Source organism: Microbulbifer regidiadema (SeqCode) (assembly GCF_052467605.1).
Genome location: NZ_CP174316.1, coordinates 1,150,370 through 1,173,718, shown reverse-complemented (window position 1 = coordinate 1,173,718; position 23,349 = coordinate 1,150,370). Strand labels below are relative to the sequence as shown.

Sequence of the window (23,349 nt, the reverse complement as noted above, 5' to 3'; positions counted from 1 at the left end):
TCACTTGACGAACTTCACGATCGACTTCGCAAAACTGGGCATGGCCGATGTCGACAAAGTCGGCGGCAAGAATGCATCGCTGGGCGAGATGATCTCTTCTCTCGCCGGTGCCGGCGTGAGCGTACCGGGTGGCTTTGCCACCACCGCAGAAGCCTTTAGGGCTTTTCTGGCCCACGAGCAGCTGGAACAGCGTATTGCCGAGCGTTTGCAGGGATTGGATGTCGGCAATGTCACCGAGCTGGCCCAGGCGGGTGATGAGATCCGCAACTGGATTCTACAGACCCCGTTCCCAGAGCAGCTGGAGCAAGAAATTCGCGCGGGCTACGAGGCTCTGGGTGGCGCCGAGACCGCTGTTGCAGTGCGTTCCTCCGCCACTGCCGAAGATTTGCCGGATGCGTCCTTCGCTGGTCAGCAGGAAACTTTCCTGAATATTCGCGGTATCGATGCGGTACTGAAAGCGGTAAAAGAAGTTTTTGCCTCCCTCTACAATGACCGCGCTATCGCCTACCGCGTACACACCGGCTATGCCGATGTGGGTGTTGCCCTGTCTGCGGGTATTCAGCACATGGTGCGCAGTGAGACCGGTGCAGCGGGGGTGATGTTTACCCTGGACACCGAGAGCGGCTTCCGCGATGTGATCTTTATCACCGCCGCATTCGGTCTGGGTGAGACCGTTGTTCAAGGTGCGGTAAACCCGGACGAGTTCTACCTCTACAAGCCCGCCCTGGACGCGGGCCGCCCAGCGATCCTGCGCCGCAATCGCGGCAGTAAAGCGATCAAGATGATTTACGATAAGAGCGGCGAGTGTGGTCGTTCCGTGAAGACTGTCCCGGTGGCGGATGAAGATCGTCAGCGCTTTGCCCTCAACGATGCGGAACTGACAGACCTGGCGATCCAGGCCCGCAAAATTGAAGAGCACTACGGTCGCCCGATGGATATCGAGTGGGCCAAAGATGGCGATAGCGGCAAGCTGTTTATCGTACAGGCGCGCCCGGAGACAGTGCGTTCCCGCGATCAGGGAACCAGCATCGAGCGCTACAGCCTGCAAGAGCGCAGCGATGTGCTGTGCGAAGGCCGCGCTATCGGCCAGCGTATTGGCGCAGGTCCGGTGCGCAAGCTCGAATCCGTAGAAGATATGGCACTGATGCAGGACGGTGAAGTCCTGGTGACCGATATGACCGACCCGGATTGGGAACCGGTGTTGAAAAAGGCCAGCGCTATTGTCACCAATCGCGGCGGCCGTACTTGTCACGCGGCAATTATTGCCCGTGAACTGGGGATTCCCGCAGTGGTGGGCTGTGGCAACGCCACTGAGTTACTGGAAACCGGTACCCCGGTGACGGTTTCCTGCGCCGAGGGCGATACCGGTTTTGTGATGGCCGGCGAGCTGGAATTCCAGCGCGAGGAAACTGAAGTTGCGGAAATGCCGGAGCTGCCGTTCAAGATTATGCTGAACGTGGGCAATCCGGATCGCGCATTTGCGTTTAGCCACCTGCCAAACCAGGGTGTCGGTCTTGCGCGCCTTGAGTTTATTCTCAACCGCATGATCGGTATTCACCCGAAAGCACTGCTTGAACTGGATAGCCTGCCGGAAGATCTGCAGCAGAATATTCGTGAGCGTATCGGTGGATACGATTCTCCAGAAGATTTCATCGTCGAAAAACTGGTAGAGGGTATCGCGACCCTGGCGGCGGCTTTTGCGCCGAATCGCGTTATCGTGCGCCTGTCCGACTTCAAGTCCAATGAATACGCACACCTTGTGGGCGGTCAGTTGTACGAGCCCAGCGAAGAAAATCCGATGCTCGGCTTCCGTGGCGCGGCTCGCTACCGCTCCGAAGATTTCCGCCAGTGTTTTGCCCTGGAGTGTCGCGCGCTGAAGAAAGTTCGCGATGAAATGGGGCTGACCAATGTTGAAATTATGGTGCCCTTCGTGCGCACTCCGGAAGAGGCTGAAGAAGTAGTCGGCCTGCTGGCTGCAAACGGCTTGCGTCGCGGTGAAGATGGCCTCAAGGTCATTATGATGTGTGAACTGCCATCCAACGCGCTGTTGGCTGAAGAGTTCCTGCAGCACTTCGATGGCTTCTCCATTGGTTCCAATGACCTGACCCAGCTGACTCTGGGGCTGGATCGGGACTCCGGTCTGGTTGCCGATCTGTTCGACGAGCGCAACCCGGCGGTCAAGGCGCTGCTGTCCAGGGCGATCCAGGCCTGTAAGAAGGCAGGCAAGTATGTGGGTATCTGTGGGCAGGGTCCATCTGACCATAAAGATTTTGCCCGCTGGTTGATGGATGAGGGAATCGACAGCGTTTCCCTGAACCCGGATACCGCCGTCGATACTTGGCTATTCCTGGCTAACGAGGAAGCTTAATCTTCCTTTGCAAGCGGCCCCTTTGCGGGCCGCTTTTCCAATATTTCCCCTTATCTTACCCCGCTGTTTTTTTTAATTGTGGCTGTGCCTGTCGCAATAAAATTTGAGTCCCCTGTTGCGGTAAAGCCTAGAAATTTCTTATTTTGTTCTGCAAATTTTGTTTGAAATTTTTGTCGGCTACATTATCCAAAAAATATAAGTCTCTATCAGTCTGCGCACAAAGAAGAATTCATTCTAAATATTGCCGCGTGCCTCAATAGAATCGAAAGAGTTATAAGACTTCGTGTAACCCGAAAAGACAGGTTGCACGAATGTACTTCAGAGCAATGCTCGCTGTGGGTATTTGCCCCGCAGTCACACAATTAGAAGTTGCCGCCAGGCTGTTTGTCTGCTGGCGTGCAGGGAGGGGCCAGACTCGGTGAGGTGATCTATGCAAGTGAGTAGACAGTTACCAATCCCCATATTGCATCTCTTTTTAATGGTGTGCCTGCTGGCGTTGATGGCGGCGCCGCCGGCAGGTGCTGCCCCCCGCGCGGCAAACTGGTTTGATGATCGGGCCGCAGCTAAGGGGGGAAGTGCATCAATCCGGGTTGATTTGAGTGAGCAGCGCGCCTATTTGTATAAAGGCGGAAAGCTGGTGGGTGTCTCTCGTATTTCCTCTGGAAAAGAGGGCTATAGAACGCGCCCCGGCCATTTCCGTGTACTTTCCAAACACCCTTATCACCGCTCATCTATTTACGGTAGTTTTGTCGATAGGCGTACGGGTCGGGTGGTAAAAGCGGATGTCAATACTCGCAAGCATCGCCCCCCGTTGGGGACTGTGTATCGAGGTGCGAAGATGAATAATTATATTCGTTTTAATGGCGGTGTTGGTCTGCATGCCTCTGGCCATGTTCCCTCTTATCCGGCGTCACACGGCTGTGTGCGTATGCCCCCGGATATGGCAAAAAAATTCTATCAACATGTGCGTATAGGTACTCCGGTTCGAGTTACGCATTAGTATCGAATTCGTGGCAGCGAAGGCTTGGCCGGGTATTATCCATTGAGGTGATACCCGGTATTTATCTACTTCTTAGCCCTCCCGCTTTTTTCTCGTTATTATCATTTTTTTGATCAATTGCAGCGAGAATATTGATGCTCAAGTCAACCCCCGATTTATGTGATGCCTATCCCGATGATGTGCGTGTCGTCGACCCTATGTTTATCAACTATGGCGCGCGCGAACGTTTTGGTGGGCAAATTGTGACTATCAAATGTTTTGAAGATAACTCCCTGGTGCGCGAGCTGGTGGCTGAACCCGGCCAGGGCAAGGTGTTGGTGGTGGATGCCGGGGCCTCGATGCGCCGCGCCTGTCTCGGGGATATGCTGGCTGAAAAAGCGGTTGCCAATGGCTGGGAGGGTATCTTGATGTACGGATGTATACGCGATGTAGATGAAATTGCGCAATTGGATCTGGGGGTGCAGGCATTGGGCAGCCATCCGATGAAAACAGAAAAAAAAGGGGTTGGTGAAAGGGACTTGGTGGTAAGTTTTGGTGGGGTGGATTTTCGTCCGGGGGAATACCTGTATGCGGACAACAATGGCGTTATTATAGCGAACAAGGCGTTGAGTTAAGCCTTTCAACACTGGCAACTGGCAGCCCTAAACTAAAGGTGCCGCCGGTTGCCAGCAATGTGCTTAGCGGCGAGGATTAATTAAATCATCCACTGGATCTTCCGGCATTCTTAGGGACATCAAGAAAGCTAAGACTTTATTTTGTTCGCTTTTGCTCAAGTATTTGAAGTTCTGCGCCGCACTACTGGCTTCGCTTCCGGGGCTGTCGTGAAGGAAAATTGCTTCGGCCAGGGTAGTTGCCCGTCCATCGTGCAAATAGGGTGCGGTATCCGCAACCCCCCAAAGTCGGGCAGTGATAAATTCACGATTTTGCTGCTCCGTCTGGAAGAAGGCGCTTTCGGCCAGTCCCTCGCCCATATCGTGGCGCTTGAGATCGGAGAACATCTCAACCTCTATACCGCCACTGCGTGCCTGACGAAATTTAGTGGGGTGTTTAGTCAGATCGACCTCGTAGAAAATATCTTCAAAGGGTGCCTCTGGGGAGCCGGTTAACTTATAGGGTAGGGTTTTCCTCTCTGTGACCATGTTCGGGCGATGGCAGTCGGCGCAGCCAATATCTGAAAATAGCTGGCGTCCTTCGCGGTGTTCCCTTTCGTCAATGTCAAATGGACGCTCCAGAGTGGTAATAAAAATACTGAGTGCAGATAGGTCGCCAACAGAAATCTCATTGACCACCCCGTCGTTGTCAGCATCTGCGGTCTCCCCGCCAAATTCTTCCACAGCCTGCATACCCATGTGAAATGCCAGGGCTATCACATCAAACTCCCTGACTGAGGCATTGTCACCTTTTCGTCCGAAGGGCCTGACTACCAGATCGTGATCGATACCTTCGACATTAGTGGTATCCAGGTTGCCATATTGGTCGGCGACAATATGTCCAAAATTAACGGACTTCGTTTCCAGCTCAACGATAGTGCCGGGATTGTTGAGAGCGTATTGTTTGAGTCCCTGTAATTCATAAGTCATTTCCCGGCCCACCAATTCAATGCCGCCAGCGCCAAATAAAAATACCGGGTTGATTAGGCGCCCATTGAATTCGGCAACACCATCAAAATTTTCATCGATAATATCAATATTGGCGGGGCGGAATAATACACTGGTAGAGAAACCGCCGCCCCCGCCAATCCCCAGTGTGGCGGGGACGGTTCTATTGCTGATAATGGTGTGGCATTCCAGACAGTTCTGTGCATCGAGTCCATTGGCTCGCAAAAATGTGCCGTTGCCCTGGAGGGTTGGTCTGTTGCCGCCCTCGGGGGTGTTGTTGTCCGGTTCGGACAGCTCATGGGGGCCGTCACCGTAGCCATCGTAGCGATTAAATGGGGTGCTAAAAATAATTAAACCCGCCTCACGTATTTCGTCGAGGTGTAGTTCGTTTTGGGTTATTTCATGCTGGCTGATTCTATCTTTTGGGTCTAAGCGTGGTTCCTCGCCGATAAGGCCGGCATAAATTAATGAAGGGAACATCAATCCGATGCTGCTGAAGGATATAGCTATTAGTCTTTTCATATCAAAGTCCTTGTTTATTTTTACCCTCCTTTCAAAAAAGTTATAAAGCTGACCTCTCAGTAAAATGGTTATTTAATTGAAAGGAGTGCGGGTCTCACAGAGTTAATCTGTGTAGACGGGGTGAGAAAAAGCTAATCTCAAATGATTTTCAATGGGGTCAAGAAAAATAGCGCCGTTTTTTTCAAAAAATAAAAAGTCTGTCAGGATGGCGTCATGAATTCCCTCTGTGAATTTCTTTTTGCGATCAAAAATCTCCTATTATTGTGTGTTGCTGGCCCTCTCGACTCTGAGGGTGTTGGCAGCATTTGTTGTGCTGGCTGCCGCTATGGAAGGTGAAAATGAGCGAGTTGCGCAAAAAACTATTTACCGCGCCCCTGCTAAAAATTATCAAGCGGGTACTTCCGCCAATTTCCGCAACAGAGCGGGAGGCAATGGAGGCCGGTGAGGTCTGGTGGGATGCCGAGTTGTTGTCCGGTAAGCCAGACTGGGATCAGTTGTTGGAGATGGGGTCGCCTGAACTCAACGAGGAGGAGCAGGCTTTTTTAGCCGGGCCGGTCGAAGAGCTGTGCCAAATGATCAACGATTGGCAAATTAGCTATGTGGATCATGATATCCCGGAGCATGTTTGGGACTTTCTGCGAAAAAATCGCTTCTTGGGTATTATTATTCCGAAAAAATATGGTGGTCTCGGGTTTTCTCCCACAGCACATGCGGAGATAGTGACAAAAATTACCACCCGCAGTACTTGTGTCGGTGTCACCGTGATGGTGCCCAATTCTCTGGGTCCCGGAGAGCTATTGCTGGCCCATGGTACACAGGCGCAGAAGGACTACTACCTGCCGCGCCTGGCGAATGGCAGTGATATTCCCTGTTTTGCACTGACCAGCCCAGAGGCCGGTTCTGATGCTGCCTCCATGATTGATTATGGGGTTGTCTGCTACGGTGAGTACCAGGGAGAAAAAGTACTGGGTATGCGGGTGAATTGGCATAAGCGCTATATCACCCTGGGGCCAATTGCCACCGTGCTCGGTCTGGCATTTAAGCTCTATGATCCAGATCATATTCTCGGTAATGAAGAGGCGCTGGGTATTACGGTCGCTCTGGTGCCCACAGATACACCGGGGGTTACGATTGGGCAGAGGCACCTTCCGGCTATGCAGGCTTTTCAGAATGGGCCCAACTGGGGAAAAGATGTTTTTATGCCCATGGATTGGATTATTGGCGGCGAGGAAAATGTAGGTAAGGGCTGGGAGATGCTGATGAGTGCTCTGGCTGCCGGTCGTGGTATTTCGCTGCCCTCACTGTCTACGGGGGGAGCAAAAATGGCCGCGCGCCTGACCGGAGCATACGCCCGTGTGCGCGAGCAGTTTAATGTTCCTGTGGGCCGTTTCGAGGGTGTACAGCGTCGCTTGGCTGAAATTGCCTCTATCGCATTTGTATTGGATAGCGCCCATAAAACCACTACCCGAGCCCTGGATGAGGGGCGAAAGCCGGCGGTGATCACTGCGATTATGAAGGCCAATGCTACCTGCGGCCTGCGCCAGGCCATTATTGATGCAATGGATATCCATGCGGGCAAGGCCATTATGGATGGTCCGCTGAATTACCTGGGCAATGTCTATCGGGCCATACCGGTGGCAATTACTGTAGAGGGCGCCAACCTTCTCACACGCAGCTTGATGATCTTTGGTCAAGGCGCAATTCGCTGCCACCCTTATATCTTGCAGGAGATGTTGGCGGCGGAAAACCCGGACTCTGAAGTGGGGCTGGAGGCGTTGGACAAGTTGCTGCCCAAGCACCTGTGGTTCCAGTTTAAAGCACTTTGTCGGGGTGTTTTTCACGGCTGGACGGTGGGCTTATTTGCCAACAGCCCTCGCAACGTGAGCTATGCGGCCAAGTATTACCGGCAGTTGAATCGCTACTCGGCGGTGCTGTCGCTGGTTACAGAGTTCTCCCTGATGAGCTTGGGGGGAGAGCTCAAGCGCAAGGAGTTGATTTCTTCCCGCCTGGGGGATGTATTGAGTCAACTGTATCTTCTCAGTTGCACCTTGAAGCGCTTCTATGATGACGGCAACCCCAAAGATGATCTGCCGCTGTTGGAATTTGCTATGCGTGACGGGCTGCACAAGATTGAAGTGAATTTACTTGAGGTATTTCAAAACTTCCCCCGCCCATTTATTGGCCAGTTAATGCAGTTCCTGACTATGCCCTGGGGGCACAGTGTTCACACGGCTTCAGATCGACAGGCGAAAGCGTGTGCGGAGTTATTGCTGACCCCCTCAGAGACCCGCGACCGCTTGACCAAGGGGGTTTTTCTCGGTGTGCCCGGTGATGGAGTCGATATTATTGAGCAGGCGTTTGATCGGGTGTGCGCCTCCGAGCGCGCTCGTGAAAAGTTAAAGCAGGGGGGAATTCGCACGCTCAGTAGGGATTCTGTGACGGAGGGATTGGAGAAAAACCTTATCAGTGCTGAGGAGGCTGAAGCACTCTACGATACGGCGGATGCCGTGGAGAGGGCGATTCAAGTGGATCACTTTGAACACTTGGGTGGGCGTGCGGGGGCAGTCCAATAAAATGCAAGGGAATTGACGTTTGATGGAATTTTCGCACAAAGGCCCCCCGGAAACTTTTTCCAATGTAGAGGCGTGCATCGATAAGCTCTTACAGGTCGTCGGCAAGCAAGTTGTGCTGGGATTGCCGCTGGGTTTGGGCAAGGCCAATCACTTTGTCAATACCTTGTACGCCCGCGCCGCACAAGACCCTTCAATTTCACTGACAATATTTACGGCCTTGACGCTAGAGCGGCCCCGGGCGAAAGGGGATATTTCCCGGCGCTTTATCCAGCCGTTACTGGATTCTATTTACAGCCAATATCAGGACCTTGCCTATGTGCCCGCCAGGCGCAAAGGGTACCTGCCGAGTAATATTCGGGTGATTGAATTCTTTATGCAGCCCGGCTCATTGCTCGGAAATAGCTATGCTCAGCAACATCATGTGAGTGCAAATTACACCCAGGTGCCCGGGGAGTTGATCAATCGGGGGGTGAATGTTATTGCGCAGATGGTGGCGCCATCAGAGCAGGGGGACAAATACAGTTTGAGTTGTAATCCAGATCTGACCCGACCTGTACTTGAGCTGGCAGCCCAGCATAAAAATTACCCGATCTACTTATTGGGTGAGGTAAATACTCAGCTCCCCTATATCGACGGCAGCAGTGAGCTGCCGGCAAATGCCTTTGATTTTTTACTTGCCGGCGAGGCGTTTAACACGCCGCTGTTTGCGCTTCCGGCTCTGCCGGTGACTTATACGGAATACGGTATCGCATTCCATATTGCCAGCCTGATCGAGGATGGGGGTACCCTACAGTTGGGCATAGGTGCTATTGGGGATGCGGTTTGCCATGCCCTGCGCCTGCGACACCAGCAAGGCAGCCTTTTTGAGCGGCTGCTGGATGACCTGGTTGAAGGGGGTGGTGAGTGCTACCGAGAGGGTTTGCCCCCGCGCACCGAGCCTTTTCGGCGGGGGCTATATGCCGCCAGTGAAATGGTGCCTCACGGTTTTTTACACCTGCGCAGAATGGGAGTTCTCACTCGCAAAGTTTACGCCGATGCGACACTTCAGCACCTGCTGGATAGCGATCAGATCACTGACACAGTGCAAGAGGAGACCCTGCTGGCACTGAAGAATGCCGGTCGCATCCACTGTCCCTTAACGATGGCGGATACGGAGTTTTTACAGCGCTTTGGCATTATCGATCCCAGTTACAGTTGGCGGGGCCATAAATTACTGACTCCGGATGGGGAGGAGGAAGAGTGCGATCTGCACAGCGAGCATGGACGTCGCCGCTTAATCGGCTCCTGCCTGAATAACAAAATAGTTGGCGGCACCTGGTTGCATGGCGGTTTCTATTTGGGCCCAGAGCTAATGTACCGGGAGTTGCGTGAGCTCGATCTCCAAGAGCGAGATGGGCTCGATATGATTGATATTTATTTTACCAATGACCTTCGCTGCCAGAGGGCGCTCAAGGTGGCGCAGCGCCAGCATGCACGCTTTATTAATTCCGCCATGATGGTGACACTCGGGGGCGCCGTTGTCTCCGATGCCCTGGCGGATAATCGCGTCGTGAGTGGCGTGGGCGGGCAGTATAACTTTGTTGCCCAGGCTTGGGATTTACCGGGAGCCCGCTCAATTATTGCGCTGCCCAGCGTGAGCATGCGCGATGGAGTCTGTGAAAGCAATATTGTGTGGGAGTACTCTCACGCAACAATCCCCCGACATTTGCGCGATATTGTGGTGACGGAATATGGCGCGGTGGACCTGCGTGGTAAAACCGATCGGGATGTGATGGTGGCTATGCTCAGCATCTGCGATGCCCGCTTTCAGGCTGGGTTACTGGAGCGGGCCAAGCGTGCGGGGAAAATAGAAAAAAGCTTTTCGATTCCCGAGCGCTTTAACAAAAATACCCCTGAGTATCTTGCCGGTGTCTTTGATAGTGAAAAATACCTCGCGGAGTTGCCCCACTATCCCCTGGGTACGGATTTTACGGATGAGGAGGCTCTACTGGCAGTGGCGCTACAGCATTTGCGCGCTGCTGATAAGAGCGGCTGGAAAAAACTGACTTCTATCTTTAAGGGGCGCCGGGTTTGGCACGATAAATCCCCGGATGCCGACTATATCCAGCGCTGCTTACAGCGCATGGGATACGACCATACCGAAACCTATGAACACAGGCTGGAGGCCTATATTGTTGCGGCGGCACTAGAGGAGTCTATAGACCCGCGCAGGCCCTTGCGGCGGGAGTGACTGGGGTTTGTCCGGCATGAGAGTGACGCCGATCGGATCCGGGCTGAATGGCTTTATAGGGGGGCTGCCAGTATTTGCTACTGGGTCAGAAGAAAAGTGTACACGGCATTCGCGACAGGCTGCGAATACATCTCTTTCTGTGTCACCAGGCAACCTGGTGGCCTTGTCGATTGTAGAGGGGCGTTAACCTGAAATAAAAAGGGGCCGCAAGCGGCCCAAGTAATAGCAAGTGCAGAGATCAAAGCGCGGCTAAATTCGCCGTGCTTTGGGAGAACCAACTGGGTTCAAAAAAAGAGGCGACAGGTGCCGCCTCAAATCTACTGAAACTGTATCGGTCGATTAACCGAACTGGTTCATGGTGTTGTCTTTACCACCGGCCTTCAGGGCTGCATCACCAGCGAAGTACTCTTTGTGGTCGTCGCCGATGTCGGAACCGGCCATGTTCTGGTGCTTAACGCAGGCGATGCTCTGACGGATCTCTTTGCGCTGTACGCCTTTCACGTAGCCCAGCATACCTTGCTCACCGAAGTACTCTTTGGCCAAGTTGTCGGTAGACAGGGCCGCAGTGTGGTAAGTCGGCAGGGTAATCAGGTGGTGGAAGATACCTGCTTCGCGAGCCGCGTCGGCCTGGAAGGTACGGATCTTCTCGTCGGCAGCTGCAGACAGCTCAGAGTCGTCGTACTCGGCGCTCATCAGGTTGGCGCGGTCGTAAGCGGATACGTCTTTGCCTTCTTCAGACCAGGCATCGAATACCTGCTGGCGGAAGTTCAGGGTCCAGTTGAAGGACGGGCTGTTGTTGTAAACCAGCTTCGCATCGGGAACGACTTTGCGGATTTCGTCCATCATGCCGCCGATCTGGCGAACGTGAGGCTTCTCGGTTTCGATCCAGATCAGGTCTGCACCGTTTTGCAAAGAGGTGATGCTGTCCAGGATACAGCGCGCTTCGCCAGTGCCCTTGCGGAACTGGAACAGGTTGGAAGCCAGGCGCTTAGGACGCAGCAGCTTGCCTTCACGGTTGATGATTACGTCGCCGTTAGCCAGCTCGGAAGCATCGATTTCTTCGCAATCCAGGAAGGCGTTGTACTGGTCGCCCAGGTCACCCGGCTTATTGGTTACAGCGATTTGCTTGGTCAGGCCAGCGCCCAGGGAGTCAGTACGGGCAACGATAACACCGTTGTCTACGCCCAGCTCCAGGAATGCGTAGCGAACTGCGCGGATCTTGGCCAGGAAGTCTTCGTGAGGAACGGTTACTTTACCGTCCTGGTGACCACACTGCTTCTCGTCGGAAACCTGGTTTTCGATTTGGATACAGCAAGCACCCGCTTCGATCATTTTCTTGGCCAGCAGGTAAGTTGCTTCGGCGTTACCGAAACCTGCGTCGATGTCGGCGATGATCGGTACAATATGAGTCTTGTGGTTGTCGATCTTGTCCTGGGCAGCTTTCTCAGCTTCTTTATCGCCAGCTTCGCGAGCGGCGTCCACTTCGCGGAACAGGTCGTTCAGTTCGCGGGCATCAGCCTGGCGCAGGAAGGTGTAGAGCTCTTCGATCAGAGCAGCTACGGAAGTTTTTTCGTGCATGGACTGGTCGGGCAGAGGACCGAATTCGCTGCGCAGAGCGGCGACCATCCAGCCGGACAGGTACAGGTAGCGACGGTCGGTGTTGCCTTCGAAGTGCTTCTTAATAGAAATCATCTTCTGCTGACCGATGAAACCGTGCCAGCAACCCAGGGACTGGGTGTACTTGGACGTGTCCTTGTCGTAGTTTTCCATGTCGGCGCGCATGATGTCGGCGGTGTACTTGGCAATATCCAGGCCGTGCTTGAATTTGTTCTGAGCACGCATACGGGCAACGGATTCGGGATCGATGGCGTCCCAGGAGCTGCCATGGTTTTCACGGAGCTTTGCTACCGCGTCGATGTCTTGAGTGTAAGTGGACATGACTGAAAATCCTTAAACGGTGACTGCGATTAGGTGTTGAGTATCTTAGGGGGAGTGGCATAATTTGCCTAATTTATTGATTTTATTTTCACTATCGATTTGGCGAATAGATGTATGCAACTGGAAAGAGCTGACCTGAACCTGCTGGTTTACCTCGATGTGCTACTGCGCGAACGCAATGTGACCCGTGCGGCGAATTACCTGGGTTTGTCCCAGCCGGCCATGAGTAATGGCCTGAAGCGCCTGCGGGAGTTGTTTGACGATCCGCTACTGGTGCGCACCCGCGAGGGCATGATGCCCACAGAGCGGGCTCTGGAGTTGCAGCCGATGGTGCGCGAGGCGCTTTCCTCCATTGATCGGGTTATTCAGCCAAATCGGGATTTTGACCCCGCCAATACACGCCGCACCTTCCGCATCATGGCCAGTGACTACGCCGAGTCCACCCTGATACCTCCGCTGTTAAAGCAGCTTCGGGATGACGCCCCGGGTATCAGCCTGGATATCATGACGCCCAGTGATGTGAGCTTTGTGGATGTAGAGCAGGGCAAGGTGGATATGGTGATCAACCGCTTTGACAGCATGCCGCAGAGCTTTCACCAGGCCACCGTTTGGCGCGATAGTTTCTCCTGCGTTATGCGCGCCGATAATCCAATTCTTAAGGGTTACAACTTGCAGAGCTACCTGGAAGCTCAGCATATTTGGGTGAGCAAAACCGGTATGGGGGTGGGGGTCGGGGTCAACCCGGAAGATGTGCAGCGCTTGGGCTGGGTGGATGAGGCCATAGGTCGCCTGGGAGAGAAGCGCGATATCTCCGTTTTTACTCGCCACTACCAAGTGGCTATGCTGCTGGCTGAGCAGAGTGACCTTATTGTCACTGTGCCGACTCGCCTGGCCCAGTTGGCCAGTGATAACCCCCGTGTGGTGAGGCGTGACCCACCCCTGGACATTCCCAATCTGGAGCTAAAAATGGCCTGGAGTCCACTTTTACAGCAGAGTGCCCCGCACCGCTGGCTGCGTCGTTTAATCCTCGATATTGGTCGCGCTTTGTAAGCTGTTTGCTGACGGGGGGGTGTGTCTGCTCAGTTCTGCCCGAGCAATTGCCATCAGCTGCTTCGTCATAAAAATTTGATCTGTGAATAGTGGGAATTGCGTCTATAAATTAGCGGTATGTGGAATTGGCTGTTTAGAATGCCGCTATTCCAACAATCTGATGAGAGGCCCTGGGTATGACGGAACGAGTCCAAATCGGCGATCTACAAATCGCACCAGCATTGTACAACCTGGTTTGCGAGGAGGTGATTCCAGGAACTGGAGTTAGCGCCGAAGCTTTCTGGGCCAAATTGGAATCTATTGTTCACGACCTGGCACCGGTAAATCGCGCCCTGCTGGAAAAGCGCGATGAGTTACAGGAAACTCTCGATCGCTGGCACACCGACAACCCCAACGGTTTCCGCGATCAGGCAGGCTATCAGGCCTTTCTGCGGGAGATCGGCTACCTTGCCGACGAGCCCGCTGAATTCAGTGCGACCACTGAAAATGTCGACGAAGAGATCGCCGTGCTGGCAGGCCCTCAGTTGGTAGTGCCGGTAATGAATGCCCGCTACGCACTCAACGCCGCAAACGCGCGTTGGGGCAGTCTCTACGATGCCCTTTACGGCACCGACGTTATCGGTGAAGAGGGCGGCGCTGAAAAGGGCAGTGAGTACAACCCGGTTCGCGGCGCTAAAGTGATCGAATATGCGCGTAACTTCCTCGATCAGTCGGCCCCGCTCACTTGTGGTAGCCATGCCGAATCCGTGCAGTACCGCATTAACGGCTCACTGCTGGAAGTGGTCCAGGCCAATGGCGATATCGCCACCCTGAAAGATGCCAAGCAGTTCGTTGGCTACCTCGGCGACAGCGAAGAGCCCGCCAGCATCCTGCTGAAACAGCACGGTCTGCACTTTGAGATCCAGGTTGACCGGGAAAGTCCTATCGGTAAAACCGATGAGGCGGGTGTCAAGGATGTGCTGATGGAGTCCGCACTGACCACCATTATGGACTGTGAAGACTCGGTGGCGGCTGTTGATGCCGAAGACAAGGTGGTGGTTTACCGCAATTGGCTCGGCCTGATGAAGGGTGATCTGAAGGAGGCTATCCACAAAGGTGGTAAGACTTTTGAGCGCAAGCTCAATGCAGACCGTGAATATACTACGCCGAATGGCAACCAGCTCACCCTGCCGGGGCGCAGCTTGATGTTTGTGCGCAATGTTGGCCACCTGATGACCAACGATGCAGTGCTGTTTGGTGATGGCAAGGAAATCCCCGAGGGGATTCTCGATGGCATGATCACCAGCCTGATCGCTTTGCACGATCTCCGTGGCGAGAGTCCGATCAAGAACTCCCGTGAAGGCAGCATCTACATCGTAAAACCGAAGATGCACGGCCCGGAAGAAGTGGCTTTTGCCAACACCCTGTTCAATCGTATTGAAGATGCGCTGGATCTGCCCCGCAATACGGTAAAAATGGGCATTATGGATGAAGAGCGCCGCACCACGGTAAACCTGAAAGCCTGTATTGCCGAAGCGAAAGAGCGCGTAGTCTTTATTAATACTGGCTTCCTGGATCGCACCGGTGACGAAATTCACACCTCAATGCTTGCAGGTGCGATGATTCGCAAGGGCGACATGAAGCAGTCCACCTGGATTGGCGCTTACGAAGAGTGGAATGTGGATGTTGGCCTGAACAGCGGTCTTAAAGGCAGAGCGCAAATTGGTAAAGGTATGTGGCCGATTCCGGACCAGATGGCCGCGATGATGCAGGCTAAGCTGGCGCACCCAATGGCCGGTGCCAACACGGCATGGGTGCCATCCCCCACTGCGGCAACACTTCACGCACTGCACTACCACAAGGTGGATGTAAATCGTCGCCAGGAAGAGATTCAAGATCGCCATCACGCCAAGCTGGAAGATATTCTGACGGTGCCTGTGGCTACAGAGACCAACTGGAGTGCAAAAGATATCCAGCTGGAGCTGGACAACAACGCCCAAGGTATCCTCGGCTACGTAGTGCGCTGGGTAGAGCAGGGCGTGGGCTGCTCCAAGGTGCCGGATATCAATGATGTGGGTCTGATGGAAGATCGCGCAACTCTGCGTATCTCCTCCCAGCATATTGCCAACTGGCTCAAGCACGGCATTGTTAGTGAAGAGCAAGTGCGTGAAACCATGGAGCGTATGGCTGCTGTGGTGGACCGTCAGAATGCCGGAGACTCTAACTACAACGATATGGCCCCGAACTTCGATAAGAGCGTCGCCTTCCAGGCCGCCTGTGAGCTGGTATTTGAAGGCTGCGCCCAGCCGAATGGGTACACCGAGCCAGTTTTGCACCGCCGCAGACGCGAGTTTAAGGCTCTGAATGCTTGATAGTTGAACTTGAGTTTGAAAGGCCCCGCAAGGGGCCTTTTTCGTTATTGGCTAAGCCTTAAAGCCCCTTGAGGGCATGTGGTTTACTGCCTGATACTAATTTACCCCTCGCCTTAAGCGGTGAATAAAGGTGCAGCAGAGACTCGCTGTGAATCTATTCCTGCCAGCTCATAATCGGCGCCCATGCTTTATGCGGTCCTGAGCGTAGTATATTCTTCCTTTCCGATCTTTCAGCATGTCATTTTTCCCCCGCAGAATTTACCACCCCTGATATTTGTCAATAGGTGCGTTGTCTGGACAGGGTATGGTTACTTTTAAGGAGTATATAGTTGGTACATTTTAACAGTGTTGCTATGAACAAAAGGAAAGTTCTTGCTTGGTGTGTTGGGGGGCTGGTTTGTATTGGCTTACTATTTTCTCTGTATCCCTTTGTTGAAAGCTTGGGGCCATCTGCTGTCACTGAAGAACCTTTGGAAATTAATCTAGGTGAGATTCCCAGGGGAACCCTGCGTGTATTTGACTATGCGGGAAGGCCAGTGGCGGTCTACCGGTCCAGCGAGCAGTATGTAAAAGAACTCATTGCTAATAATAAACTGACAAACGGTCCCTTTTATAAGGAGGGGACTGTTCCTCCTTTTTTTATCTATTACCTGCAAAGTACATATAGAGGCTGCTATCTCTACGAGTCAAAAGAATATGTCGGGTTCAAAAGTAATGTGCCACTACAAGGGCTGTTTGATCCCTGCCATATGGGGTTCTGGGATTATTCCGGAAGGTTTATTCGGGAGGTTAATTCCTCGAAAGAAGCAAACCTGGAGAATCTGGAATCAATTAAAGATTATTACTGGAAGGATGATAACACCTTGCGTCTCCGCTCAAAGCCCCGTAATGATCATTGGATATACACGCAACGATGGTAGAAAGAACGCCTGCGGGATTTAGGTACTGATATCTTAATTGAGGTTAAGGAGATACGATTTAAGCTCTAAACCTATAAAGTGTTCCGTTGAAATCAACAGTGCTCTATTTTAACCTGAAAATGAAATCCTACAGCCACTAAAAATGCTTGATATAGATTATTACTTGCGTAGTTTTCGTATGGTTTCGTTAGTTTTTTGTCTGTATCTGCCCGGTTGTATTCTCGATGGATTCTGGGAGTACGATGGTCTCTAATTTTTATGTGTTATTTAGGGTTTTTGTTTTTCAGTCTATGAGAACTTAGATAAATCTATCTTTATAAGAAAAGGAAGGCTTTGCGATGGTGTTTTTTCAAGTTAAGCACTTTGTGTTTTTGATGGTATTAATTTTTCTTTCTGGTACTGCAAGTGCAGAATTGAGTAGTGATCCGCCCAAGAACCCCTTTCTCGCCGATTCGCCCTGGCCCATGAGCCATGCAAATCCTTACAGTCAGGGTTCTACCAGCTTACCTGGTATTGAGTCGGCCGATGTAGCTAGTGTTAATAAAGAGCTTTATAAAACACTACCGGTGTCCATTGTTCTTGCTTACTCCTCAGCCTATGAATCCACCGGGGAGGGGGTTGTCTGGGGGAGTACATTTGGCAGCATTATTAAAATGGATCTAAATGGTGAGCAGATTGATAAAATTGACACCCTGTCAAAAGGGGAGTTTAAAAGCGGTATTTCTGGTGCTTATGTACTCGTCGATAAGGATTATAGGTTCTACGTACCCAATGATACGAGTTTAATGGTTTATGAAGATACCGTTAAAGGAGAGCCCGGCTCAGGAATAGCTCTTTATAAGCAATTTGATATCCCCCCAGCGCTCTTGTCGGATGAGGAAGAGGTGATCGTGGGGCTCAATATGACCTATGACGGGTATCTCTGTCTGGTAACTTCTACGGGTTTGGTCGTCATTGTTAGCAGGGAATTAGACGAGTACTACTATGCTGAGGTTGATGAAGGCGAGGAGGTCTCCAACTCAATTTCGATTGATGAGGATGGCGGTATCTATGTGGCCTCTAGTAAGAAAATGTATCGATTTCAATGGAATGGAGATAGCGTAAGCTCCAGTGAAAAAGAGGGGGGCTGGAAAGCCGCTTATGAATCTGGGCCAGACACGCCTTGGGTCGGTCGTTTAGGCACCGGTTCTGGCTCTACTCCCTCCCTGATGAATGCGGGGAGGGATAAGTTGATTGTCTTCACTGATGGTCAGGAATTGATGAACCTTGTTGTTATGTGGCGGGATCAAATACCGTCGGATTGGCAGGGGCTCTCTGAGGGCAAAGACAGAAGGATAGCAGCAGAAGTACCGATCACTTTTGGCAATCCGCAGGCAGTAAGGAGTATATCTGAGCAATCCGTATTGGTTCGAGGGAGTCGTGCATTTGTCGTTAACAATGATTACAGCGGTGATTCTGGTCAGGAGCTAGAGATACCATCATGGCTAAAAGTACTGTTTTCGAATTTGCCGGCATACGCCCCCTATGGTGTAGAGCAATTTGAATGGGATTCTAGTAGCAGAAGTCTGTATAGCAACTGGGCAAATGCGGAAATAAGCTGCCCAAATGGTATACCCACTATGAGTGAGCCTTCCAATTTGGCGTATTGCTGGGGGCAGCGCGAGGGGGTTTGGGCATTAGAGGCCATAAACTGGGATACCGGTGAAAGTGCATTTCATATCCCCCTAGGCTATCTGGAGAAATATAATAGTATTTACTCGGCTACTCAAATTGGTGCGGGGAAGGAAATGCTCTCGGGGACTTTCGGAGGTGTCGTGCGCCTGAAACCCTCCATATCGGGGCGCTAACCTCATTCGCTGATAGGTATAAGGCCCCATAGATTTGTATGGGGTCACTGTAGGTAAAAAAGCCTTGTTTTTACTCAAACTGCTTGCGCCTTTCTTTTTATACGCGGTAGCGCCCGGGATCTTGAGCTTCAGCTCCATAAAGAGTTTTGGTTATAAAGGCGGGTATAAAAGTTAAGCGCTAGATTTTTCCATATCTGTATAAAACTTCAATGGGAAATTTCTCTATTTCTGGAAAATGATAGTTATAAAAAACTCGATTCCGGTATGATTTGGCCGCATCAGTTTAAAGTTATCAAGGATGAAAAAGTGCAGCTACATGGTGAATACCTGAATCTAGATATCAATACTGCTCCTGAATTTGAAGTGATGCCTTCTTGGCTCTCCATGTCGCAGTAATACAGACAAGCTGTTTATAGCTTGCGGAGAGGTGAGCCATTAGTTAGAGGGTGAGGCTTCCAATACTTGGTCTGCTGGCCAAGATTAAAGTTTAAAGTGAATGATTTAAATGGAGGTTATTGTGGCACCAAGGCTTGCTGTATCGTCTGGGTGCTTGGTATTCAGTCTCTCAGTGGAAATCTGACGTATATTTTTGATTATATTGGCAGTGGGGGTGAACTCCTGTGCCGGCAATGGCCATCTCGGTCTTTAGGTGCTTGAGGGGCAATTGGCCTCTCCACAGTGTATTCATTGTTGATCTCTAAGATTATGGCTCAACTTCCAGTCCTCTGAGAGAGGCTTCTATTCTGCATTTATTGGCATGTAATACTTCCTTATGCTGCTAATTAGCTCCAGTTTTTAACTGAATTTATCTATGAGAGAGGGAGTTGATAAATTTGGTATGCATAATGCTTTTTCGAGGAGAGCCCTATAAAAACGGATAAAGCACTATGGAAGAGAAGGATAAGGTTGAAAAGAAATCGTCGGACAGGAAAATTAGTCGCAGAAGTTTCACTAAGCGTGCAGTTCAATTAGGTATTGCTGCCAGTGCGGCCTCAACAGGGCTGGTCTCCGCGCTCTCAATGTTAGAGGGGGGCTTTTACGATCTGTACGACTATGTAATTGTTGGGTCGGGAGCGGGAGGTGGGCCGCTGGCGGTTAATTTAGCGAAGGCTGGGTTTTCTGTTTTGGTGCTGGAAGCCGGTGCCAATGACCCTAGTGATGATACTCACAATATTCCAGCGTGGCACCCTTTTGCATCTGAAGATCGGAAATTGAGCTGGGACTTTTATGTCAAGCACTATGCAGACATTAATCAGCAACAACTGGATGATAAATATGTTGCCGGCAAGGGGATTCTCTACCCCCGGGCGAGTACGATCGGAGGTTGTACCACGCACCATGCACTGATCACTGTTTATCCTCACAATAGTGATTTTGACCGTATAGCCCGAGACACAGGAGATATTTCCTGGGATAGCGCCAATATGCGGCAATACTTTGAGCGTTTAGAGCGCTGTGAGTATGTGCCTCGGCCAATCTTTTCCAACCCCTCTCGCCATGGTTTTGATGGGTGGCTGCCAACCAATCGCGGTAACCCCGCCTTACTGCTGGAAGATCCAACTCTCCTGAAGATCGTGCAGGCGGCACTGGCAAAGTACGGGCTCGAGGGGGCGTTGGAGCAAATTGTGAATGGCAATCTTCGCCTGGATATTAATCACTGGGATGTGGCTGCAGGCCAAGAGGGGCCTTTTGTTGCCCCTATGGCCGCAGATAGCCGAAGCCAGCGCACCAGTGTGCGCGAGCACCTGCTTGCTGCTCAGGCTATTTACCCAAACTTACTTCATATCCGCACCAATTCACTGGCTACTCGTGTGCTGTTTGAAGAGAAAACCGCTATTGGTGTCGAGTTTCTAGAGGGGGCGAGTTTATACAAGGCCGATCCTTATTACGAAGAAAATGGATCGCCTGGAGTATTGCGGCAAGTGCGTGCAAGCCGGGAAGTTATTCTGTCTGGGGGAGCATTTAACAGTCCGCAGCTATTGAAGCTATCGGGTATCGGCCCTGCACATGAACTTCGCGATCACGGCATAGAACCCCTGGTCGATTTACCCGGGGTGGGAGAGAACCTTCAGGATCGCTATGAGGTCGGTGTCGTCAGTGAGATGAGCGAAGACCTTTCGCTGCTGAAAGATTGTACTTGGGGTGAGGGGGATGACCCCTGCTTGAATCGCTATCGTTACGGCTGGTTAAACCAGGGCCCTTACAGTGGAAATGGACCGGTATTGTCACTGGTCAAGCGCTCCAGGCCGGATCTGGAGGACCCGGATCTATTTATTTTTGGGGTGCCGACCGACTTTCACGGTTATTTCCCCGGGTATTCGCAGGCGCTGAGAGACTACAAGGATCGCTTTTCCTGGGTTGTACTTAAGGGCCATACCAACAACACGGCCGGTCGTGTCACCCTTCGCTCTGCCGACCCGAGAGATACACCGGAGATCAACTTTCATTATTTTGCCGAGGGCAATGATGCTTTGGGAGAAGATCTCCAGGCGGTGATTGAGGGGGTGAAAATATCCAGAGATATTATGTCCGGCCCTATTGTGAGCAGCAGGGTCTCCAGGGAGCTTCTGCCGGGTAGCGAAGTTCAATCCGACCCGCAGATTGGCGATTTTGTGAAAAATCAAGCGTGGGGACACCACGCCTCCTGCTCTAACAAAATGGGTCCAGCCAGCGATCCTATGGCGGTAGTGGATAGTAAGTTTCGAGTGCATGGCACCCATAATTTACGGGTAGTGGATGCCTCGGTCTTTCCGCGAATTCCGGGCTTCTTTATTGTGGTGCCGGTTTATATGATCAGTGAAAAGGCGAGCGATGATATTATTGCGGCGGCAACCGGGGGAAGTGTTTGAGCCGGTTTTGCTTTGACTCAAAAAAAGCCCCGCGTGGTTGGCGGGGCTTTGTTGTCGCAGTGCGGCACTTTTTTATTAGAACGAGATGTTCTTCGGTGTGCGCGGGAAGGGGATAACATCGCGGATGTTGCCCATGCCGGTCACATAGGACACGATGCGATCGAAGCCGAGACCGAAGCCCGCGTGAGGTACTGTGCCGTAGCGGCGCAGGTCACGGTACCAGTCCAGGTGCTCCTTGGGTACATTCATCTCATCCATGCGCTCGTCGAGCTTCTCCAGGCGCTCTTCACGCTGGGCACCGCCGATAATTTCGCCGATTCCCGGTGCCAAAACGTCCATCGCAGCAACGGTTTTGCCGTCGTCGTTCATACGCATATAGAAGGCTTTGATGTCCTTCGGGTAGTTCATCACGATAACCGGCTTCTCGAAGTGTTTCTCTGCCAGGTAGCGCTCGTGCTCAGAGGCCAGGTCGATACCCCAGGATACGGGGAATTCGAACTTCTCTTTGCAGTTCTCCAGGATTTCGATGGCTTCTGAGTAGTTGATGCGGGCGAAGTCGTTATCGACAATATTCTCCAGGCGGCTGATAGCTTCCTTGTCGATACGCTGGGCGAAGAAGGCCATATCGTCGGCGCGCTCTTCCAGTACCGCTTTGGAAACGTACTTCAGCATTTGCTCGGAGAGATCGGCAATATCTGCCAGGTCGGCAAAGGCGACTTCCGGCTCAACCATCCAGAACTCCGCCAGGTGGCGGGTGGTGTTGGAGTTTTCCGCGCGGAAAGTGGGGCCAAAGGTGTATACCTTGGACATGGCCAGGCAGTAGCTCTCTACGTTTAGCTGGCCGGATACGGTGAGAAAGCTCTCCTCGCCGAAGAAATCCTTGCTGTAATCCACGCCACCTTTGTCGGTGCGCGGTAAGTTTTCCATATCCAGGGTGCTTACGCGGAACATCTCACCGGCGCCTTCACAGTCGGAAGCGGTGAGGATCGGGGTGTGTACGTAGAGGAAGCCGCTCTCGTGGTAAAAGCGGTGGATTGCCTGGGCGATACAGTTGCGCACGCGGGCTACGGCGCCGCTGACGTTGGTGCGCGGGCGCAGGTGCGCGTGTTCACGCAAGTGCTCCATCGTGTGGCGCTTGGGGGACATGGGGTAAGTATCCGGGTCTTCCACCCAGCCCACCACCTGAACTTCGGTAGCGAGCAGTTCGATAGACTGTCCCTTGCCCTCGGAAGGCTTGATGGTGCCGAGGATTTCTACCGCGCAGCCGGTAGTTAGGCGCTGCACTTCTGATTGGTAATTGTGCAGGTGATTTTCTGCAACGGCCTGGATCGGATCAAAGCAGCTGCCGTCGTGTACGGCCAGGAAAGAGAGGCCCGCTTTGGAGTCGCGGCGGGTTCTGATCCAGCCCTGAACGCGGACTTCTTCGCCCTCGCGACCAGTGGATTTCAATAGGCTATCTACGGATTCGACTTTTACTGTCATTTTCTATCGGTTTCTCATTAGTCCGGAAGGTGGTGTTCTGTCAGCTTGCCTAAAAGTTGACCACTCCACCAAGGTGAAGTTACGGCGGGCATATTGACTGGTTGTAGAGGGGAAATCCAGTCCCTTGGAGATATATGCGGCTACCCTACCAGCGGATTTCGATGGGGGTGCCGGTTTGTACCAGCGACATAAACTCATCCATTTCATCATTGGTCAAGGCAATACATCCATCGGTCCAGTTAAAGCGCTGGCTCAGTGGTGCGAGCCAGCCGAGTCGATTGCGCTGGCCGTGAACCATAATAAAGCCCCCCGGTGACACGCCCCGCGCCTCGGCGCGGCTGCGATCTTCGGCGTTGGGGTAGGAGATATGCATGGCTCGGTAGTAGGATGAGTCCTCTTTTTTGTAGTCCAGGGTATATAGGCCCTCGGGGGTTCTCTCATCGCCTTCCTGCTGTTTGTGCCCCTGGGGCTGCCCACCCAGTGCCACGTGATAGCTCCTTACAATTTTACTGCCGTCCAGAAGGCGCATCAGATTTTCAGATTTGATGACTTGCACCAGTGTGATATTGGCATTAGCTGCGCTGGCGAAAGTTAGCAGAAGAATAGTGAGATAGCGCATAG

The 23,349-nt window shown here is 52.3% G+C and carries 14 protein-coding genes; 10 read left to right on the top strand and 4 right to left on the bottom strand.

Annotation, left to right across the window (positions count from 1 at the left end):
- Window positions 1-4 precede the first annotated feature (4 nt).
- From ppsA to rraA, 3 genes are all read left to right on the top strand, one after another.
- Entirely contained in the window at window positions 5-2,368 is a 2,364-nt protein-coding gene (gene ppsA, locus ACJJIF_RS05690) for a phosphoenolpyruvate synthase (protein ID WP_444931276.1), read from the top strand.
- Window positions 2,369-2,804: 436 nt separating this feature from the next.
- The gene (locus ACJJIF_RS05685; protein WP_444931275.1) at window positions 2,805-3,368 is read left to right on the top strand and encodes a L,D-transpeptidase; all 564 of its coding nucleotides are present in this window, start codon (window positions 2,805-2,807) and stop codon (window positions 3,366-3,368) included.
- A gap of 134 nt (window positions 3,369-3,502) precedes the next feature.
- On the top strand, window positions 3,503-3,982 hold the full coding sequence (gene rraA / locus ACJJIF_RS05680) for a ribonuclease E activity regulator RraA (protein WP_444931274.1): 480 nt from the start codon (window positions 3,503-3,505) through the stop codon (window positions 3,980-3,982).
- Window positions 3,983-4,045: 63 nt separating this feature from the next.
- Here rraA and ACJJIF_RS05675 read toward each other — a convergent pair whose 3' ends face one another.
- Window positions 4,046-5,488: a di-heme oxidoredictase family protein gene (locus ACJJIF_RS05675; RefSeq protein WP_444931273.1), complete on the bottom strand. Its 1,443-nt coding sequence runs from the start codon at window positions 5,486-5,488 to the stop codon at window positions 4,046-4,048.
- A 338-nt stretch (window positions 5,489-5,826) separates the two neighbouring features.
- Between ACJJIF_RS05675 and ACJJIF_RS05670 the strand changes: the two genes are divergently transcribed.
- Entirely contained in the window at window positions 5,827-8,061 is a 2,235-nt protein-coding gene (locus ACJJIF_RS05670) for an acyl-CoA dehydrogenase (protein WP_444931272.1), read from the top strand.
- Window positions 8,062-8,083: 22 nt separating this feature from the next.
- Complete coding sequence (locus ACJJIF_RS05665; RefSeq protein WP_444931271.1) at window positions 8,084-10,291, top strand: acetyl-CoA hydrolase/transferase C-terminal domain-containing protein; 2,208 nt, start codon at window positions 8,084-8,086, stop codon at window positions 10,289-10,291.
- Window positions 10,292-10,630: 339 nt separating this feature from the next.
- Here ACJJIF_RS05665 and ACJJIF_RS05660 read toward each other — a convergent pair whose 3' ends face one another.
- Entirely contained in the window at window positions 10,631-12,229 is a 1,599-nt protein-coding gene (locus tag ACJJIF_RS05660) for an isocitrate lyase (protein WP_444931270.1), read from the bottom strand.
- A 114-nt stretch (window positions 12,230-12,343) separates the two neighbouring features.
- Between ACJJIF_RS05660 and ACJJIF_RS05655 the strand changes: the two genes are divergently transcribed.
- The 5 genes from ACJJIF_RS05655 (at window position 12,344) to ACJJIF_RS05635 (ending at window position 21,246) form a co-directional block, all read left to right on the top strand.
- A complete protein-coding gene (locus tag ACJJIF_RS05655; RefSeq protein ID WP_444931269.1) occupies window positions 12,344-13,279 on the top strand; it encodes a LysR family transcriptional regulator in 936 nt (311 codons plus the stop codon).
- Between the two features lie 176 nt (window positions 13,280-13,455).
- On the top strand, window positions 13,456-15,630 hold the full coding sequence (locus ACJJIF_RS05650; RefSeq protein ID WP_444931268.1) for a malate synthase G: 2,175 nt from the start codon (window positions 13,456-13,458) through the stop codon (window positions 15,628-15,630).
- A gap of 353 nt (window positions 15,631-15,983) precedes the next feature.
- Window positions 15,984-16,550, top strand: coding sequence for a Rieske (2Fe-2S) protein (locus ACJJIF_RS05645; RefSeq protein WP_444931267.1), 567 nt, complete (start codon window positions 15,984-15,986; stop codon window positions 16,548-16,550).
- A gap of 338 nt (window positions 16,551-16,888) precedes the next feature.
- A complete protein-coding gene (locus ACJJIF_RS05640) occupies window positions 16,889-18,397 on the top strand; it encodes a hypothetical protein (protein WP_444931266.1) in 1,509 nt (502 codons plus the stop codon).
- 887 nt (window positions 18,398-19,284) lie between these two features.
- Window positions 19,285-21,246, top strand: coding sequence for a GMC family oxidoreductase (locus tag ACJJIF_RS05635; protein WP_444931265.1), 1,962 nt, complete (start codon window positions 19,285-19,287; stop codon window positions 21,244-21,246).
- 75 nt (window positions 21,247-21,321) lie between these two features.
- On the opposite strand, the gene asnS is transcribed toward ACJJIF_RS05635, so the two are convergent.
- Entirely contained in the window at window positions 21,322-22,728 is a 1,407-nt protein-coding gene (gene asnS, locus ACJJIF_RS05630) for an asparagine--tRNA ligase (protein WP_444931264.1), read from the bottom strand.
- Between the two features lie 145 nt (window positions 22,729-22,873).
- Complete coding sequence (locus ACJJIF_RS05625; RefSeq protein WP_444931263.1) at window positions 22,874-23,347, bottom strand: L,D-transpeptidase family protein; 474 nt, start codon at window positions 23,345-23,347, stop codon at window positions 22,874-22,876.
- Between the last annotated feature and the right edge of the window lie 2 nt (window positions 23,348-23,349).